Here is a 16,573-nt window from a genome sequence, read left to right on the forward strand (position 1 = left end):
CTCTAGTATAACAAAACATGCACGTTAAAATTCATTTTACGAGAAAGAGGATGGCCAAAAGTCATGGTTGCGATTGATTTACCATACGACAAGAAGACGATTACCGCTGAAATTCCTGATGAAAATTTCGCTGGCAAGCTCGTCTCACAAGCTGCAACATATCATAACAAATTATCCGAAAGCGAAACGGTTGAAAAATCGTTGGATAACCCGATTGGGTCCGCAAAATTAGAAGAACTCGCTAAGGGCAAAAAGAACATTGTCATCATTAGTTCAGACCATACCCGGCCAGTACCATCACATATTATTACCCCAATTCTTTTACGGCGTTTGCGTTCCGTTGCACCAGATGCACGGATTCGTATTTTAGTAGCCACCGGTTTCCACCGGCCTTCAACCCACGAAGAATTAGTTAATAAATATGGCGAAGACATCGTGAACAATGAAGAAATCGTGATGCACGTTTCGACCGACGACAGTTCAATGGTCAAAATCGGTCAATTACCTTCAGGTGGGGATTGCATTATTAACAAAGTCGCTGCTGAAGCTGACTTACTCATTTCTGAAGGATTTATTGAATCCCACTTCTTCGCCGGTTTCTCCGGTGGTCGGAAGTCCGTATTGCCAGGGGTCGCTTCTTACAAGACAATCATGGCCAACCATTCTGGTGAATTCATCAACTCACCAAAGGCACGGACAGGGAACTTAATGCATAACCCAATTCATAAAGATATGGTTTACGCTGCGCGTACGGCTAACTTAGCTTTCATCCTCAACGTCGTTTTAGACGAAGATAAGAAGATTATTGGTTCGTTCGCCGGTGACATGGAAGCAGCTCATAAAGTTGGCTGTGACTTTGTTAAAGACCTTTCCAGTGTTCCTGGAATCGACTGTGATATTGCCATTTCAACCAATGGTGGTTACCCACTTGATCAAAATATTTATCAAGCCGTTAAAGGGATGACCGCTGCCGAAGCAACGAACAAAGAAGGCGGTACGATCGTCATGGTTGCTGGTGCACGTGATGGTCATGGTGGTGAAGGATTCTTCCATAACTTGGCCGACGTTGACGATCCTAAAGAATTTTTGGATCAAGCCATCAATACGCCTCGTTTGAAGACGATTCCTGACCAATGGACCGCACAAATTTTTGCACGGATCTTGGTTCATCATCATGTCATCTTCGTCTCAGATTTAGTTGATCCAGAACTAATTACGGGGATGCACATGGAATTAGCTAAGAGTTTGGATGAAGCCATGGAAATGGCCTACGCCCGTGAAGGTAAAGCTGCCAAAGTAACGGTCGTCCCAGATGGTCTTGGCGTTATCGTGAAATAGATGGCAACGTTGACAACCACTGAAATTTTACAACGGGTCGCGGCGGGAACGCTGTCGCCTGAAGATGCGACGAGCCAGTTAGAATCAGCCCAGACCGCTGATTTAGGCTTTGCCAGTGTTGATCTGAGTCGTCAAAAGCGTAATGGGTTTCCGGAAGTCGTTTACGGCGCGGGCAAAACCGCACCGCAAATTGCGGGAATCGTGAAGGCGATGACCAATCAAACCTTGCCAATTTTAACGACCCGGTTATCACCGGAAAAGTTCGCAGCGCTCCAACCAGCACTGCCGACTGCGGTTTATCACGAAAAGGCCCAGTGTATGACGGTCGGTAAAATGCCTACGCCGAAAAATGATGACTACATTGCAGTCGTCACGGCCGGGACTTCTGACCAACCAGTCGCTGAAGAAGCGGCGGTGACGGCGGAAGCCTTTGGTAACCACGTTGAACGGGTCTACGACGTTGGCGTGGCCGGTATTCACCGGTTATTCGCCCGGTTAGACGTTATTCGGGGTGCCAAAGTAGTGATCGTCATTGCTGGGATGGAAGGGGCTTTAGCCAGTGTCGTTGGTGGGCTGATCGACAAACCGTTGATCGCCGTTCCGACGAGTATCGGCTACGGAACGAATTTCCAAGGGATGACCGCGCTTTTGACCATGCTAAACAGCTGTGCGTCCGGTATCACCGTTGTCAATATTGACAATGGGTTTGGTGCGGCGTACTCGGCTAGCATGATCAACCAATTGTAAAATTCAGATAACGAAACCAAGAGAGGAATTCAAGATGCGAACACTTTATTTAGATGCGTTTTCCGGTATTAGTGGGGATATGTTTTTAGGTGCCATGCTGGATCTCGGCTTGGACTTTGACCAATTAAAAACGGAATTAGCCAAGTTACACGTTCATGGTTACGAGTTGACCCGCGAACGGTTAGCAAAAAGCAGTATTTACGGGACCAGCTTTGACGTTGAAGTCGCTGGCGGCAAGGACCATGGGTTTGTTGAACATACCCATGAACACCATCACCATGCAGACGAAGACGACGCCCACCAACACACTCACGACGAGCATGGGCATGATCACCACGACCACGATGGTCACCATCATCATCACGGTGAAGCCCGGCATTTAACGGATATTTTGCAGTTGATCGATGCTAGTGATCTATCGGATCACGTTAAGGCCCATGCGACTGCCATTTTTACCGAGATTGCGAAGGCGGAAGCCACCGTGCATCATATGCCACTATCCGACGTTCACTTTCATGAAGTGGGTGCGCTTGATTCCATCGTGGATATCGTTGGTTGTTGTGTTGCTTTGGAACTAATGGACATCGACGAAGTCTTGTCATCACCATTGACGGACGGTAGCGGCTTTATCAACGTGGCTCACGGCCAAATGCCGGTTCCCGTTCCTGCTGTGATGCAGATGCGGGTCGGTAGTCGTATTCCGATTCAACAACGGTTAGATATTCATACCGAGTTGATTACGCCAACTGGGATGGGCATCGTCAAGACCTTAGTTCAAGATTTCGGTCCGCTACCCGAAGATGCCACGCCGTTAAAAATCGGTTATGGTTTCGGGAAACGGGAAACGGGCGGTTTTAACGCTTTACGCGCCGTTTTATTCGAAAAAAAAAACTAAGTCATCAAGTCGTTAACCGAACCAAGGACGACGTTTTGATGATTGAAGCCAACTTAGATGATCAAACCGGTGAAGGGTTAGGTTACGTCATGGACCAACTGTTAACGGCGGGGGCCTACGACGTGTTCTTCACCCCGATTCAGATGAAAAAGAATCGGCCGGCGACGAAACTGACCGTTTTGGGAAACGTTCAGGCAAAAGCCGCCCTCACTAAATTGATCTTGAGTGAGACCAGTACGATTGGTGTCCGTTATCAGACGTGGCATCGCACGATCATGAAGCGTCATTTTATGATGGTTGAAACCCCGTACGGTTCGGTTCAATTGAAAATTGCGACTTATGACAATATTACGAAAAAAACACCGGAATACGCGGACTGCGCTAAGTTAGCACAGCAGTTCCATATTCCGCTGCGAACAGTTTATCAGGCGGCAATCGTTGCTGCTGCGCAGTTGGACGAGGAGGACTAGATTTTTGGTACATCAATTATTTGCTGAATTCATGGGAACGGCCTTGATGATTATTTTTGGGGTCGGTGTTCATTGTAGTTCAGTCCTGAAGGGAACTAAGTACCGGGGTTCCGGTCATATTTTTGCCATCACAACTTGGGGTTTTGGGATTAGTATTGCACTTTTTATTTTTGGAAATGTTTGCATCAACCCCGCGATGGTATTAGCACAATGCTTGCTTGGTAACTTGCCATGGAGTAGCTTTATTCCTTACTCCGTTGCTGAAGTGCTGGGTGGGGTGGTTGGTTCAGTGATCGTTTGGATCATGTACGCTGATCATTTCAAAGCATCGACGGGTGAAATTTCGCCCATTACGATTCGGAACTTATTCTGTACGGCACCAGCTGTACGGAACTTACCACGGAACTTCTTCGTTGAATTCTTCGATACCTTTATCTTCATCTCAGGTATTTTAGCTATCTCAACGATTAAGACACCAGGAATCGTGCCAATTGGCGTTGGACTACTTGTCTGGGCCATTGGGATGGGACTGGGTGGTCCAACTGGGTTCGCCATGAACCTTGCACGGGACATGGGTCCCCGGATCGCGCACGCCATCTTGCCGATTGCCAATAAAGCGGACAGCGATTGGCAATACGGGATCATTGTTCCCGGAATCGCACCATTTGTCGGCGCTGCGGCAGCCGCTTGGTTTATGCATGGATTTTTTGGAATTTAACTAGTTAATTAAAATAAAAAAAGAAGGCTATTAATATGTCAACATTAGCAGAAAAGAAAGCAACGTTAACGAGTTTATTAAAAGGTTTAAAAAAGGTCACAGTGGCCTTTTCTGGCGGGATTGACAGTACGTTAGTATTAAAGATGGCATTAAACGTTTTAGGTAAAGAAAACGTGGTTGCCGTTGTTGCTAACTCTGAATTATTCACCGATGAAGAATTCGACAAAGCCGTTAGTTTAGCAGAAGAATTAGGTGCCAACGTCCAAACAACGACGTTAGACTACTTAAGCGACGACCACATCAAGCAAAACACCCCTGATAGCTGGTACTTTGCTAAAAAGATGTTCTACGATCGTTTGAATGACTTAGCTACTGCTAATGGTAGCAACGCCGTTTTAGATGGAATGATCAAGAACGATGAAAATGACTACCGTCCTGGTTTGAAAGCCCGCACCGAAGCTGGCGCACGGAGCTTATTACAAGAAGCCGACTTCTTCAAAGTTGACGTTCGTGCTTTATCACAAGAATTAGGGTTAACTAACTGGAACAAGGTTGCTTCTTGCTCCGTATCTTCACGTTTCCCATACAACACGACTTTGACGCATGAAAACATCGCGCAAGTTATGGCTGCTGAAAAATACTTACGTAGCTTAGGCTTCCCAACGGTCCGTGTTCGTTTCCATGAAGACATTGCTCGGATTGAATTACCAGAAGCCCGGATCGGTGACTTCTTGGTCTTCAACGACCGTGTTAACCGCGAATTACAATCATTAGGTTTCCGTTACGTTACCTTAGACTTAGGCGGTTTCCGTAGTGGTCGTATGAACGATACCTTAACAAAACAACAAGTTGAAGCATTCGCTTAATTTGCTTGTCTGATTATCAATAAAAAATGAGTTGCCGCACACCTGATTATTCCAGGCGTGCGACAACTCATTTTTTATTTTTCAATTACGATTTAATCGAAATTAACGACTAATTTTCCCATCACCTGGTGCGCTTGAATCTGGGCGAGGCCCGCAACGAGTTGGTCACGGTCCAAGACCTGACTGATGAGCGGATCGACTTGATCCTTAGCAATTTTTGCCAGTAATTCAAAGGCCATCTGACCTAAATCAGCGATTTGAGTCGGATTGCCACTCCGGTGCGCACCGCCTAAGTCTAAGTTACTGATCGTGAGCGCCTGAGTAGCTGGAAATGCGGGTGGGTTTAAAACGCAGACCAGCTGGCCGTTATACGCGAGACGGGGAAGGTCCGCTTCAGCGTTACCCACCGTGTTAATGATGAGATCGACGCCTTGACCGGCCGTTAATGTTTGAATCCTATCGGTCACGTTTTCAGCGTGGTAGTCGATTTGGGCATCTGGTTTTAACTTAGCAACGAAGGCTTGTTTGCCCTTAGAAACCGTGGTGTAAACGGTCTTTCCGGCTTGCTTCGCTAATTGAATCGCCATACTGCCGACCCCACCAGCACCGGCGTGAACCAGGACTGTCTGGACATTGTTCAGGTTGGCTTTGCGATAAAGTGCTTGGTAGGCCGTTAATCCGGCACATAGGCTTCCCGCCGCGGTTTCAAAGTTAACGGTGGTTGGAATATCTGCGAGGGCGTCCGCCGGGAAACTGACGTATTCGGCAAAACAACCGTCCGTACCGAGATTACCGTGGCCGCACACCCGCTGGCCGGGCCGGAAATTATGGACGTCGGCACCAACTGCTTCAATGATACCCGCCACGTCTAAGCCTAGGGTGTGGGGGTAGGTCCAATCGGGATGGGGTCCAGTAAACACCTTATAATCGACCGGATTTAAGCCAACTGACTGGGTCTTAATTAAAACTTCGTTAGGCTTGATGGTTGGCATTGGGCGTTCCTGCCATTCCAAGTCGGTTAAGCGATGAGCGCTTGCGGTAGGCACAACTAAAGCTTGCATGAATTGTCACTCTTTTCTTCATATTTTGGGGATTGAGTCCATTATAACTGCTTTAGTTAGGATGTTTGAACGAAACGCTAGTTGTTAGACAGTTACGTAAAAAGTGTAAAAAGTTGTTTTAAAACAAAGATTGACGACAGCGGTTACAATCATTAAACTAAAGTTAATCAAACTAAATAATAATTAACACTAGGGGTGTCCAAAAATGGGCTGAGATGGTGCTGTGAGCACCGATCCCTTTGAACCTGTAAGTTCAGACTTGCGTAGGGAAAGTGTCACAGCTGATAGTTAGCGACCACTCGATCAATGCATGTTGATCAGTGGTCGTTTTTTTGGTTGGGCATGCCAATTAAAGGAGTGATTGATGATGAAATTAGCATTACTAAACGAATTACGTGATCAAAACCCAGTTGTTTTTAACATTTCCAACTTTGTGACGGTTCAAGACGTCGCTAATGGGCTGAACGCCCTCGGTGCGTCCCCCATCATGTCCGCAGAAGTTCAAGAAGCCGAAATGATGATTCAAATTGCGGGTGCGGTCTGTATCAACATCGGGACCCTCACGGAACAGCAAGTTCACCAGATGCACGTGGTTGGGCAATTTGCTAATCAGTATCATAAACCAGTCGTTTTAGATCCCGTCGCTGTCGGGGCGGTCCCGTATCGGAAAGCCGTTGCGACTGCTTTGTTGGCAGCCATTGACGTTGCGGTCATTCGTGGAAACGCCGGTGAAATTGCGGCGTTAGCCGATGTTGATTGGCAGGCTAAAGGAATTGACGCGGGTAACGGTCAGGGTGATTTGGTTGAAATCGCCAAGGCCTGTGCGCAAAAGTATCACTGCTGCGTGATCCTGTCCGGGCCAACCGATGTGATTACGGACGGCACGCGCGTTGCGCAAGTTCATAATGGGACGCCGCTATTTCAACTACACGTCGGTTCGGGTGACCTGCTTTCGAGTATTGTGGCGGCGTTTACCGCTGTCAGCGACGATTACTTTGAGGCGGCCCAGACGGCGTGCCTCGTTTTAGCAGCGACTGGCGAACTCGTGGCTAGTCAGTTAACGGCGGACCGGCCAGCCACGTTTGCCGTTGATTTGATCGATAAACTCAGTTTGGTAAAAGTATCAGAAATTAGCGATATTACAGCAATAAATTAGAAATCAAGGGGACAGGATATGAATGAATTTCCACAAGTGCTAACGATCGCGGGGACCGATAGTGGTGGCGGTGCTGGGGTGATGGCCGATTTGAAAACCATGCAGGCCCGGCACGTTTTTGGTACGGCGGTCGTCGTCGCGGTGACGGCTCAAAATACGTTGGGTGTTCAAGATTTTATGGCGATGCCGACGAAATTAATTGATGAACAGTGTGCGTCACTCGCCGATGACTTTAAAATTTTAGCGTGCAAAACGGGGATGCTAGCCGATGCCGAGCACGTACACGCGGTCGTTGAAAATTTGCGTCGCTACGATTTCGGTCCACTGACAGTTGACCCCGTCATGATTGCTAAGGGGGGCGCCCCATTGTTAGCCGAAGATGCGATTCAAACGGTTCGTGATGAATTACTCCCACTAGCAACGGTCGTGACGCCCAATTTACCCGAGGCTGAAAAACTGACGGGTTTGACGATTGCAGATAACGCAGCCATGGTCCAGGCTGGGCACGCGTTACAAAAGTTAGGCGCTAAAAACGTGATCATCAAAGGTGGTCACGAAGCGGATCCCAAAATGGCCAATGACTTTGTTTTGCTGGCGGATGGCACGGCTTTCTGGTTAAGCGCACCCCGGGTTGCAACGATCCGGACTCACGGCACGGGTGATACGCTGTCAGCTTGTCTTACCGCAGAACTGGCGAAGGGGCAGTCGATGGTGCAAGCGATTCAGACGGCCAAAGCCTACGTTGCGGGCACGATTCAGGATACGATTCAGGTTGGTCACGGACACGGACCGTTAAATCACTGGGCGACCCCTAGCAACGAGGTGACCGTTCATGACGCTTAAATTTAATCGAAACCAGTTACGGGCGTACTTCGTTTGTGGGACGCAGGATGTGCCGGGAGAAAATCTTGAAACGGTGGTGCAATCAGCATTAGATGCGGGTATTACGGCTTATCAATACCGGGATAAAGGGGCTAGTCAGCTAACGTCAAACGAACGCCTGGCATTGGGGCGCCGGTTACACCAACGTTGTGCGGCTGCGAACGTGCCGTTTATCGTGGATGATGACGTTGAGTTGGCACTCGCGTTGAATGCGGACGGTATTCACGTTGGTCAAAAGGATGATCGTGTCACGACGGTGTTGCAACGGGTCGCGGGGCAAATGTTTGTGGGCTTGTCGTGCTCAACCCTAGCAGAGGTGGCCATTGCGAATAAAGTTGCGGGAATCGCCTACATTGGGAGTGGTCCCATTTTCCCAACGACCTCAAAGGCGGATGCGGATCCGGTCGTCGGCCTGACTGGCTTGAAACAGCTGGTGGCGCATTCTCAGCGGCCAATCGTTGCAATTGGTGGGATTACTGAATCCCAATTAAAGTCGGTTGCGGCGACCGGCGTGGCGGGCTCGGCGGTGATTTCCATGATTGCGCGCAGTACGGATATGACGAGAACCATTGGTGCCATGCTGGCCGCAACGGCGCTTCAGTCATGACGGAACGGGGCGTCTTTAGGAGCCAGTTTCTACTCTGGTTAGGGGCGGCAATTTCGATTGCGGAAATTTTAACGGGAACGCTGATTGCGCCGCTGGGTCTGACGAAGGGACTGCTAGCGATTGGCTTGGGTCATTTAATCGGCTGTGGACTGTTTCTGGTACCGGCAGGGTACTTAGGTGCAAAACTGCACCAGTCCGCCTTAGAAAGTGCTCAGATGGCGTTTGGTCGCGGGGGCGTGATGTTAGCGTCCGGGTTAAACGCGTTACAACTTGTCGGGTGGACGGCGGTCATGATCGTGAACGCGCAACTGGCGATGAATCGAATTAGTGGCCAGTTATTCCATTTCAAAAGTTCCGTTTTGATGACCATTATCGTAGCCGTTCTAATTATTGGCTTGATGGGCAACCAGTTGCTCTTCAAAATTAATAACGCGGTCGTTGGGTTACTAGTTTTGGGCGCAATTTTAATGTTGGTCCTCGTTTTTACGGCGCCGGCTGCAGCGCCAACGACCGTGACTAACGTGGCCAAGATGACGTTTGGGCAGGCCGTTGAGCTCAACGTCACGATGGGGTTGTCATGGCTACCGTTGATTGGGGATTACACCCAGCACGTTGACCGACCGCTTCCAGCCGCAATCGTCAGCGCCGGGGGTTATTTTGTCGGCAGTGTAGCGATGTTTACGACCGGACTCTTGATCGTTTTACGAACCGGTCAAAGTGATATCACCGCGTTGTTAACGCAGTCGGGGCTTGGGTTAGTCGCACTATTGATTATTGTATTTTCCACGGTTACGACGACGTTTCTGGATACGTACTCCGCTGCGACAAGTCTAGCTAATTTAACGCATACCAAACAAATTAACCGGCTGGCCGTGGGTGTGACGATTGTGGGTGCCGTGATTGCGTTAACGGTTGCCATGACCTATTATCAAAATTTCTTGTCCTTAATAGGGTCAGTGTTTACGCCACTGTATGCCATCATTTTCGTGACGTACTTTATTCGGCGAGCAACCTTACCATACTGGTTAAACTTTACTTGGTGGGTGGTCGGTATTTGGGCTTATTATCAATTCCAAACGATTAACTTTTTCGGTGGGACCACGTTGCTTGTGCTACTTGTTCTAGGCGCAGCGGTCTATTTGACTGGGTTGGTGGTAAAGCCAGCTCCGTTGAAACGGCTGGTTGTGAATTAAATCCATATTGAAATAATTTCTAGGTTCCCATTTTGAGGGCCTATTTTTTTAAACGTTAGAAACAAATGCGGTTGTGAAGGACGTGATGAATTGCCCGTAGTTGCCACGGCGGGTACAATGGCTTTAAGCAGTATTGAAACCTAAGCAGTTAAATTGGTCGACCGCGTCAAGCACGAAACGTGCAACGATTGAAGACTTAACCGCGTTGTTCACGATGAGAGAAGGATAAAGTATGACCAAACCAATGATTGGAATTGCACCAGGAACGGTGGTCGTTGACAGCCAGATGTTTCCGGGACGGAAACGGGACTATGTTAACCGGGAGTTTTTACAGTCGATTACCGATAATGGCGGAATCCCGATAGTATTACCAGTGACCATGGATGAAGCGGCCATTGCGCGATACGTGCAACTGATTGACGGGCTACTGTTGTGTGGTGGCCATGACGTTGCACCGTTCACGTACGGCGAAGAGGCACAGCCAAAGCTAGGTGGGATTGATCCTGAGCGTGATGCGTACGAGATTGCCCTGATTAAAGCAACGCACGCGGACCATAAACCAGTCCTAGGAATTTGCCGGGGCGTTCAGATTTTAAACGCTTGTTATGGTGGAACGATTTATCAGGACGTCAGCTATATGCCGGCCGGTCAAGGCACGCTGAAACACATGCAGGGGCAATTGGCCGCGTACGGGATGCACAACGTGACGGTGACATCAGGGTCGACTTTGGCGGGCTATCTGGGTCAAACGCACTTGGCAGTCAATTCATTCCATCATCAGACGTTACACAAGATTGCATCAGGGTTTAAGCCAGTCGCAACGGCTTCTGATCAAGTGGTTGAGGCCATTGAGTCGACGACGGGTGGTTTACAACTGGGCGTGCAGTGGCACCCAGAAATGATGCAGCAAAGTGATCCAATTGAAGCACAATTATTTGGTGGCTTCGTTGCGGCGTGCGCACATTAAGCAGCGGGTTACGGTAAAATAAACTTAGCAATGTTTCACGTGAAACATTGTGATACATATTTGAATAACAAGGGGATTGAGCGCATGGCAGCGAAATTTCAATTTGAGTCAACCGCAATAACTGCGTTAGCGTCACAGTACGATGTCATTATTATTGGGTATGGTAATAACCGTATTGGCGGTAATTCGATCGCTGAGACGGTCATTTTTGGGCGCCAAGCTGAGCAACAAGTTTATCGGGATAGTATGACTAGTTAATAAGTGTTAGAAACGTTAATTTCTTAATATAAGGAATTAACGTTTTTATTCACTATGAGAAGGCTTTCATCACTGGCCGTGTTTTCGTATAATGAGAGTAACTAAAAACGAGGGGGTGGGGTTATGAAATCACTAGAAGTTGGCATGCAAGTCACAACTGAAAATCAACAGACGTATCGAATTTTATCGGTGATTAATCAGGGCCAACAATTCTTGGTCCAGGCAGAAACAGGGCATGGGGACGTGCAAATCGTCGGATTAAATGAAATTGTTCAGATAACTGAATCACATAATGAAACCCCCGATGTTGAATTAGACCGTGTGACCGTCGTCGGGGAACATTACGTCGATGATATTGAAACGACGCTTTTGGCACTACACGTTGGGATGGTCGTGTTGTTACAGCGGGAACCCGATAATGAGCACGATGCGGATGCCATCTCCGTTTGGACGGAGCAGCATGACCGGATTGGTTACGTGGCCCGTTATCAAAATCAGGCGTATGCCGAACTCATGGATCAAGGCCGGTTACTATACGGCGTTGTGAGTGAATTGTCACGGGAGCACCAACAGATAGAGCTCGTATTGTGGCGAGTGGCCGATGCGCCTAGCCCTGTCGATGCGATGCGGACGCGTCAGCAAGTTGAGGATCATCAGCCAACGTTAGCGGCCATGCCATCGGACCTTGTCCGTTCACCCTTGGGCGATGTCGTGATTACTTGTGATGGTCGACCGTTGCACTATCAAACGGTCCCGCTAACACCGTGGCTGACGCCTGGAGATGAGTTAACCGTGACGCGCCGTTATTTGCTCACACCAGATTGGTCACGGGTGGGCGATCAAAGCATTGTTTCGTGTCAGACCACTAGTGGTGGGCAAGTCGTTCAACGCTGGCAGTCTAAGCAGGAAAACGCACTCGTGTTAACCAATGCCGACAGTTTTTATGTCGTTGGGATGAGTGCGGCGGTCATGACTGGCTCGAATGATAATTTAACGGATGATGCGAGCGCTACGACCGCTTTTTACCGGGTCAATGACGTGTCAGCACACGCCCGGCTAGGTTTTGTGGTTAGTTGGACGGCGTTTGGCGATCCGCGGGCGCAACCAGCTTTGCAAGCGGCGTTAACTTTTCCAGAACAGCCGGTTGTCCCGTATTTACCAGTGACTGCGAGCCAGAGTCACGCGACGTTTAATCAACAGGAATTGGCCGCTTTGCTGATTTCGGGATTACCTAATCAACAAGGTAGCCAACTGTTAGAACCTAGTGTTTCGGATCTGACCGTGGAAAAAATCCGGGTAACGGTCGGCGATCAAGCCTACCACGCGTTATCTGGCTATCAGCGCCGCGTCCAATTGTTACCGGGAAGCTTAGAAACTGTGAATACGACACTGGTACAGGCGTTAATTCACGCGGTCATTTACCACGAAATCGCGACGATGCACTATTTTGAGCCGACGGTCGGGATGGTGACCCAACCCATCTACCCAGTGCAACTCTTTACAACCACGGCAAAGGATGACGACCAGACAATCGTTGGTTGTTTGGCTTTCTATAATTACGATACGTTTGAAATGCAACAGGTTCCGCTGTCGGCGATTGCAAACTTAGCCGTTATTGCAAATCCCGAGCATCCACAAACATCGACCATTCCTCAGAATCCAGATTGGCGCCAGATCTTTTTGCACAGTTGGAATGACCAGGATTTAGACTGATTAGTCAAAATAATTAATTTTTAAAAAAGGACTGCGAAAAAATCGCAGTCCTTTTTGATTGGCGTTAGGTATAATGTCACAGCGGCTTATTTTTCGAGGTAGTCGTGCGCGGCGGCTAACATGTCGGCCGTTTGCTGGTTAAGCAGTGGGGGCAGGTTATCAAAGTCAAAGTAATCTAATTTAAGGGTTTCGTTGGTTGAGTGATCCAAGGCTTCACCGCCGACCGGTTCAACGAGGTATAGGGCGCTGATCGTTTGGGCCACATCACCGTTAGGGTAAACGGCTTCCCCACGATCGAAAATGCCAATTTGTTCGATGATGCGAACTTGAAAGCCACTATCTTCTTTGTATTCACGAACGCAGGCTTCCGCGTAGGTTTCACCGTATTCCAGATAGCCCCCGGGTAAACTCCAATTGTGGGTGTCGGTCCGCAAGTTTAAGAGGACTTGTTGCTGGTCGTTGACTAAAATTCCCGCGGCGGTATTTAAAATAATTGGTTTATGACCAACGAGTGCGCGGATTTCCTGAATATAATTTGCCAAAAGAAACACTCCCTTTGTAGTTGATAACTTAATTATACGCAAAACAAGTTAGTTTTCCGTTTGAGTCGATGAAATTCTACTAATAGCGCTTAATTTAGCGTGGATATTAGTACAGACCCGGTTTATTAGTTGTAATCTAATTTGCGTCGTCGTTATTTTTTAGCTAAGATAAAGGCTATATACTATCAAAAATCGATAGGTCGTTCTTTGATTAATGAAAAGAGAGTAATGTATGCAAAGAAAATTAAGTACGGGCCAGATGCAAATGATTGCATTAGGTGGCACGATCGGGGTCGGTCTCTTCATGGGATCGGGTTCGACCATCAAGTGGACCGGACCGTCAGTTTTGATTGCCTACGTCGTTTCAGGGGCCTTTTTATACCTGATTATGCGGGCGTTAGGCGAGATGCTGTACGTGGATCCTAATACGGGTTCGTTCGCTAAGTTTGCTTCCGAATACATTCACCCGGTATTTGGCTTCCTCACGGCATGGAGCAACGTGTTCCAATTCGTCGTCGTTGGGATGAGTGAAATGATTGCGTTGGGCGGCTACTGTCGTTATTGGTGGCCGAACTTACCGGACTGGGTGCCGGGACTCATTGCAATCGTCTTCCTATGTGTGGCGAACCTCATTTCGGTAAAAATGTTTGGGACGCTTGAAACCTGGTTTTCACTGATTAAGGTGGTCACGATTATTTTGATGATCATCGCCGGTTTAGGGCTAATCCTATTTGGATTCGGCAATAATGGTCATCCAATTGGAATCAGTAATTTATGGTCGCACGGTGGGTTCTTCACCGGCGGGGTCAAAGGCTTTGTGTTTGCCCTGTCGATTGTGTTGGCGTCCTACCAAGGGATTGAGCTGATTGGGGTGACGGCGGGTGAAGCCGAAAACCCACAAAGTACCCTGGTTAAAGCGATTCGTTCGACGGTTGCCCGCATTTTGATCTTTTATGTCGGGGCCATCTTCGTCATCGTCAGCATTTATCCATGGGATCAGTTGAATCAAATCGGGTCACCATTTGTTCAGACGTTTGCCAAAATTGGGATTACCGCAGCCGCTTCAATTATTAACTTCGTTGTGATTACCGCGTCACTTTCGGGTACGAACTCCGGTATTTACAGTGCGAGCCGGATGACGTATACGTTGGCGGAAAATCACCAACTGCCACGAAAAATGACGTTGTTGAATCGGCACGGGGTACCATTTTACGCGGTCATCGCGATTTCTGCTGGGATTCTGATTGGAATCGTGCTGAACGTAATTTTACCGCTATTCTTTAAGGATGCGAGTGAGATTTTCGTGATGGTTTACAGTTCTAGCGTGCTACCAGGGATGGTACCGTGGTTCGTGATTTTAGTCAGCCAGATCGAGTTCCGCAAGCAAAACGCGGATAAGATGGCGGGACATCCGTTTAAGATGCCTTTGTCACCCTATTCGAACTACTTAACGTTGGCATTTTTAGCGTTAACGTTGATTTTCATGTTCATCAATCCGGAAACGCGTTATTCAATTTTGGTAGGGGTCGTCTTCCTAGCCATCATGACGTTGATTTATTTCCGTAAGTATCACGGTAAAACTGAAGAAGAACTTTAGAGAAGGACTTGCCAGCGATGGTGAGTTCTTTTTGTTTTGGCTGGGTTTTGCGGTAAAATTAGTAAACTAAGTGAGAAGGCGGTGGCACGAGATGGTCAAACAAGGACATTATGCAAAAGTCAGTCGACAAAAAAAGCAACGGCAACTCAAACAGCGACACCAAGTCCATGAGCAACGGGCGTTGACGCCGGATGCAGTGGTGGAATTTTTGCAAGTCCGCTACCACCTAACCCGGGCCAAACAGCAGCGACCAGTTGTGCGTAAAACGATGCAACGTTTCGTTGCTTTGTGGCTAACGGCAGCCCAGAAGGCCAGTCCTAATTGGTCGGTCAAGACGATCACCACGCAGACGTTGCAGCAGTTTAACCGGCAACTTCCGTGGCAGGGTTATGCCATGATCGATCAGTCAGTAATGGATTTTCAGAAGTTCCTAGTCAAAGAAGTCCCAGCGGTGCCGCTTGAACAGCGGTTGACGTTAGGTGACACAGTGACGGAAGCAGACTGGAAAAAGATCGTGACCACCCAGCTTGCCGTTAACGCATTACTGGGGTTAGTCAATGATTTGTCGCAGATTACTGACGCACAGATCGCCCAACTTCAAGCGGGATTAATGCACGACGACGGCACAATTGACTGGTCGCGCGCAGCTAATTTAGTTGCACCAGTAACGGTGGTTGCGCCGGATGCGGATACCGCAACTAAAACTTGGTATGAACAGTTAGAAAAATTAAGTCTTAAAGATTTTGACTAATTAGTCAAGAATGGAGTGACTCTGGATGCAATTTTTGACGTCGGATCACGTCAGTTTGGATTATACGGATGAAGGGACTGGTCAAGCCGTTGTTATTTTAACGGGCTTTGGTGGTTCAAAGGATATTTGGTTAGCTCAAATTCCAGTCTTATTGCGGGCAGGTTACCGGGTCATCAATTTGGATGGCCGGTGCCAAGGTCTGTCGGAACATACGGCTAAGGGACTACGAATAAGTCGTCGCGCGGTTGATGCGCACGAGTTAATAACGCATCTCGGGTTGGATCATCCGATTTTGCTAGGCAACTCAATGGGCGCATCAACGTGGTTTGCCTACTTATCACTGTATGGTGATGAAAATATCCGGGCCGTGATCGATGTTGACCAAACACCTAAGATGATTAATACGGTGAGCTGGCCCTATGGGTTTAAACAAGTTCAGTGGCGGGATTTCCCCGAATACTTCCAGTTGCCACTGGGCCGTTCAACGTACAAGCACATTGACGACGCAACGTATGCGCGGGTTAAGGCAATTGAGACCCAGGCGCCGTTTGATAGTGCGTTGATGATTCCGTTACTCATTAACCACGCCTTTCAAGATTGGCGTGACGTGATCAAACAGCTTACCGTGCCGTTTTTGATTATTGCTGGTGAGCAGTCCCCGTACTTTAATTCAGACTTTGCGGCGGTCACGGCTAAGATGGCGCACCACGGTCAGAGTCTTGTGATCCCTGAAGCGGGACATATTGTGATGGCTGAACAGTCGGCCGCTTTTAATGAAGCGTTACTAACGTTTTTGAAAACGCTTTGATGTT

General features: G+C 48.2%; 18 protein-coding genes and 1 riboswitch. Of the genes, 16 read left to right on the forward strand and 2 right to left on the reverse strand.

Annotated features, from left to right (window positions below; genetic code table 11):
* Nucleotides 1-63 precede the first annotated feature (63 nt).
* From larA to larE, 6 genes are read left to right on the forward strand one after another with little or no spacing between them, the layout of a single operon-like run.
* Nucleotides 64-1,338 (forward strand): nickel-dependent lactate racemase, encoded by a 1,275-nt coding sequence (larA, locus tag AAA939_RS03165; protein WP_338208513.1) that lies wholly within the window; start codon nt 64-66, stop codon nt 1,336-1,338.
* Nucleotides 1,339-2,085 carry a nickel pincer cofactor biosynthesis protein LarB gene (larB, locus tag AAA939_RS03170; protein ID WP_338208512.1) on the forward strand — a complete coding sequence of 249 codons (747 nt, stop codon included), beginning with the start codon at nt 1,339-1,341 and terminating at the stop codon, nt 2,083-2,085.
* A gap of 34 nt (nt 2,086-2,119) precedes the next feature.
* Nucleotides 2,120-2,980 (forward strand): nickel pincer cofactor biosynthesis protein LarC, encoded by an 861-nt coding sequence (gene larC / locus AAA939_RS03175; protein WP_338208510.1) that lies wholly within the window; start codon nt 2,120-2,122, stop codon nt 2,978-2,980.
* 38 nt (nt 2,981-3,018) lie between these two features.
* Nucleotides 3,019-3,450, forward strand: coding sequence for a nickel pincer cofactor biosynthesis protein LarC2 (larC2, locus tag AAA939_RS03180; RefSeq protein WP_338230469.1), 432 nt, complete (start codon nt 3,019-3,021; stop codon nt 3,448-3,450).
* Between the two features lie 4 nt (nt 3,451-3,454).
* Entirely contained in the window at nt 3,455-4,168 is a 714-nt protein-coding gene (gene larD / locus AAA939_RS03185; protein WP_057706187.1) for a D/L-lactic acid transporter LarD, read from the forward strand.
* A gap of 35 nt (nt 4,169-4,203) precedes the next feature.
* Nucleotides 4,204-5,034 (forward strand): ATP-dependent sacrificial sulfur transferase LarE, encoded by an 831-nt coding sequence (larE, locus tag AAA939_RS03190; RefSeq protein WP_338208505.1) that lies wholly within the window; start codon nt 4,204-4,206, stop codon nt 5,032-5,034.
* Nucleotides 5,035-5,126: 92 nt separating this feature from the next.
* Here larE and AAA939_RS03195 read toward each other — a convergent pair whose 3' ends face one another.
* Nucleotides 5,127-6,095 carry a zinc-binding dehydrogenase gene (locus AAA939_RS03195; protein ID WP_338208503.1) on the reverse strand — a complete coding sequence of 323 codons (969 nt, stop codon included), beginning with the start codon at nt 6,093-6,095 and terminating at the stop codon, nt 5,127-5,129.
* A 181-nt stretch (nt 6,096-6,276) separates the two neighbouring features.
* Nucleotides 6,277-6,383: riboswitch (TPP riboswitch) on the forward strand.
* 79 nt (nt 6,384-6,462) lie between these two features.
* Between AAA939_RS03195 and thiM the strand changes: the two genes are divergently transcribed.
* The 7 genes from thiM to AAA939_RS03230 all read left to right on the forward strand — a co-directional run bounded on the left by thiM (nt 6,463) and on the right by AAA939_RS03230 (nt 12,871).
* On the forward strand, nt 6,463-7,251 hold the full coding sequence (gene thiM / locus AAA939_RS03200; RefSeq protein WP_338208688.1) for a hydroxyethylthiazole kinase: 789 nt from the start codon (nt 6,463-6,465) through the stop codon (nt 7,249-7,251).
* Between the two features lie 18 nt (nt 7,252-7,269).
* Nucleotides 7,270-8,094 carry a bifunctional hydroxymethylpyrimidine kinase/phosphomethylpyrimidine kinase gene (gene thiD / locus AAA939_RS03205; RefSeq protein WP_338208501.1) on the forward strand — a complete coding sequence of 275 codons (825 nt, stop codon included), beginning with the start codon at nt 7,270-7,272 and terminating at the stop codon, nt 8,092-8,094.
* Nucleotides 8,084-8,740: a thiamine phosphate synthase gene (gene thiE, locus AAA939_RS03210; RefSeq protein WP_338208499.1), complete on the forward strand. Its 657-nt coding sequence runs from the start codon at nt 8,084-8,086 to the stop codon at nt 8,738-8,740. The genes thiD and thiE overlap by 11 nt, the downstream gene beginning before the upstream one ends.
* Nucleotides 8,737-9,933 (forward strand): putative hydroxymethylpyrimidine transporter CytX, encoded by a 1,197-nt coding sequence (gene cytX, locus AAA939_RS03215; RefSeq protein WP_338208497.1) that lies wholly within the window; start codon nt 8,737-8,739, stop codon nt 9,931-9,933. Before thiE ends, cytX begins: the two co-directional genes overlap by 4 nt.
* A 232-nt stretch (nt 9,934-10,165) precedes the next feature.
* Nucleotides 10,166-10,900 carry a gamma-glutamyl-gamma-aminobutyrate hydrolase family protein gene (locus AAA939_RS03220; RefSeq protein WP_338208495.1) on the forward strand — a complete coding sequence of 245 codons (735 nt, stop codon included), beginning with the start codon at nt 10,166-10,168 and terminating at the stop codon, nt 10,898-10,900.
* Between the two features lie 84 nt (nt 10,901-10,984).
* Complete coding sequence (locus AAA939_RS03225) at nt 10,985-11,158, forward strand: hypothetical protein (RefSeq protein ID WP_338208701.1); 174 nt, start codon at nt 10,985-10,987, stop codon at nt 11,156-11,158.
* Between the two features lie 123 nt (nt 11,159-11,281).
* Nucleotides 11,282-12,871 carry an HIRAN domain-containing protein gene (locus AAA939_RS03230; protein ID WP_338208494.1) on the forward strand — a complete coding sequence of 530 codons (1,590 nt, stop codon included), beginning with the start codon at nt 11,282-11,284 and terminating at the stop codon, nt 12,869-12,871.
* A gap of 86 nt (nt 12,872-12,957) precedes the next feature.
* On the opposite strand, the gene AAA939_RS03235 is transcribed toward AAA939_RS03230, so the two are convergent.
* On the reverse strand, nt 12,958-13,413 hold the full coding sequence (locus AAA939_RS03235; RefSeq protein ID WP_338208493.1) for an NUDIX hydrolase: 456 nt from the start codon (nt 13,411-13,413) through the stop codon (nt 12,958-12,960).
* Between the two features lie 232 nt (nt 13,414-13,645).
* Between AAA939_RS03235 and AAA939_RS03240 the strand changes: the two genes are divergently transcribed.
* The 3 genes from AAA939_RS03240 (at nt 13,646) to AAA939_RS03250 (ending at nt 16,569) form a co-directional block, all read left to right on the forward strand.
* Nucleotides 13,646-15,010 (forward strand): amino acid permease, encoded by a 1,365-nt coding sequence (locus AAA939_RS03240; RefSeq protein ID WP_057706197.1) that lies wholly within the window; start codon nt 13,646-13,648, stop codon nt 15,008-15,010.
* A gap of 91 nt (nt 15,011-15,101) precedes the next feature.
* Complete coding sequence (locus AAA939_RS03245) at nt 15,102-15,761, forward strand: hypothetical protein (protein WP_338208490.1); 660 nt, start codon at nt 15,102-15,104, stop codon at nt 15,759-15,761.
* Nucleotides 15,762-15,786: 25 nt separating this feature from the next.
* The gene (locus tag AAA939_RS03250; protein ID WP_338208488.1) at nt 15,787-16,569 is read left to right on the forward strand and encodes an alpha/beta fold hydrolase; all 783 of its coding nucleotides are present in this window, start codon (nt 15,787-15,789) and stop codon (nt 16,567-16,569) included.
* Nucleotides 16,570-16,573: the final 4 nt, after the last annotated feature.

This window comes from Lactiplantibacillus paraxiangfangensis (assembly GCF_036246185.1).
GTDB classification, from domain to species: domain Bacteria; phylum Bacillota; class Bacilli; order Lactobacillales; family Lactobacillaceae; genus Lactiplantibacillus; species Lactiplantibacillus paraxiangfangensis.

What these genes read in the sequence shown, in the direction of transcription:
- larA (WP_338208513.1), top strand. Translation starts at nt 64, where the DNA reads ATGGTTGCGATTGATTTACCATACGACAAGAAGACGATTACCGCTGAA.
- larC2 (WP_338230469.1), top strand. Translation starts at nt 3,019, where the DNA reads ATGATTGAAGCCAACTTAGATGATCAAACCGGTGAAGGGTTAGGTTAC.
- cytX (WP_338208497.1), top strand. Translation starts at nt 8,737, where the DNA reads ATGACGGAACGGGGCGTCTTTAGGAGCCAGTTTCTACTCTGGTTAGGG.
- AAA939_RS03230 (WP_338208494.1), top strand. Translation starts at nt 11,282, where the DNA reads ATGAAATCACTAGAAGTTGGCATGCAAGTCACAACTGAAAATCAACAG.
- thiD (WP_338208501.1), top strand. Translation starts at nt 7,270, where the DNA reads ATGAATGAATTTCCACAAGTGCTAACGATCGCGGGGACCGATAGTGGT.
- AAA939_RS03250 (WP_338208488.1), top strand. Translation starts at nt 15,787, where the DNA reads ATGCAATTTTTGACGTCGGATCACGTCAGTTTGGATTATACGGATGAA.
- AAA939_RS03245 (WP_338208490.1), top strand. Translation starts at nt 15,102, where the DNA reads ATGGTCAAACAAGGACATTATGCAAAAGTCAGTCGACAAAAAAAGCAA.
- AAA939_RS03220 (WP_338208495.1), top strand. Translation starts at nt 10,166, where the DNA reads ATGACCAAACCAATGATTGGAATTGCACCAGGAACGGTGGTCGTTGAC.
- AAA939_RS03195 (WP_338208503.1), bottom strand. Translation starts at nt 6,095, where the DNA reads ATGCAAGCTTTAGTTGTGCCTACCGCAAGCGCTCATCGCTTAACCGAC.
- larE (WP_338208505.1), top strand. Translation starts at nt 4,204, where the DNA reads ATGTCAACATTAGCAGAAAAGAAAGCAACGTTAACGAGTTTATTAAAA.
- larC (WP_338208510.1), top strand. Translation starts at nt 2,120, where the DNA reads ATGCGAACACTTTATTTAGATGCGTTTTCCGGTATTAGTGGGGATATG.
- AAA939_RS03240 (WP_057706197.1), top strand. Translation starts at nt 13,646, where the DNA reads ATGCAAAGAAAATTAAGTACGGGCCAGATGCAAATGATTGCATTAGGT.
- thiE (WP_338208499.1), top strand. Translation starts at nt 8,084, where the DNA reads ATGACGCTTAAATTTAATCGAAACCAGTTACGGGCGTACTTCGTTTGT.
- AAA939_RS03225 (WP_338208701.1), top strand. Translation starts at nt 10,985, where the DNA reads ATGGCAGCGAAATTTCAATTTGAGTCAACCGCAATAACTGCGTTAGCG.
- thiM (WP_338208688.1), top strand. Translation starts at nt 6,463, where the DNA reads ATGAAATTAGCATTACTAAACGAATTACGTGATCAAAACCCAGTTGTT.
- larB (WP_338208512.1), top strand. Translation starts at nt 1,339, where the DNA reads ATGGCAACGTTGACAACCACTGAAATTTTACAACGGGTCGCGGCGGGA.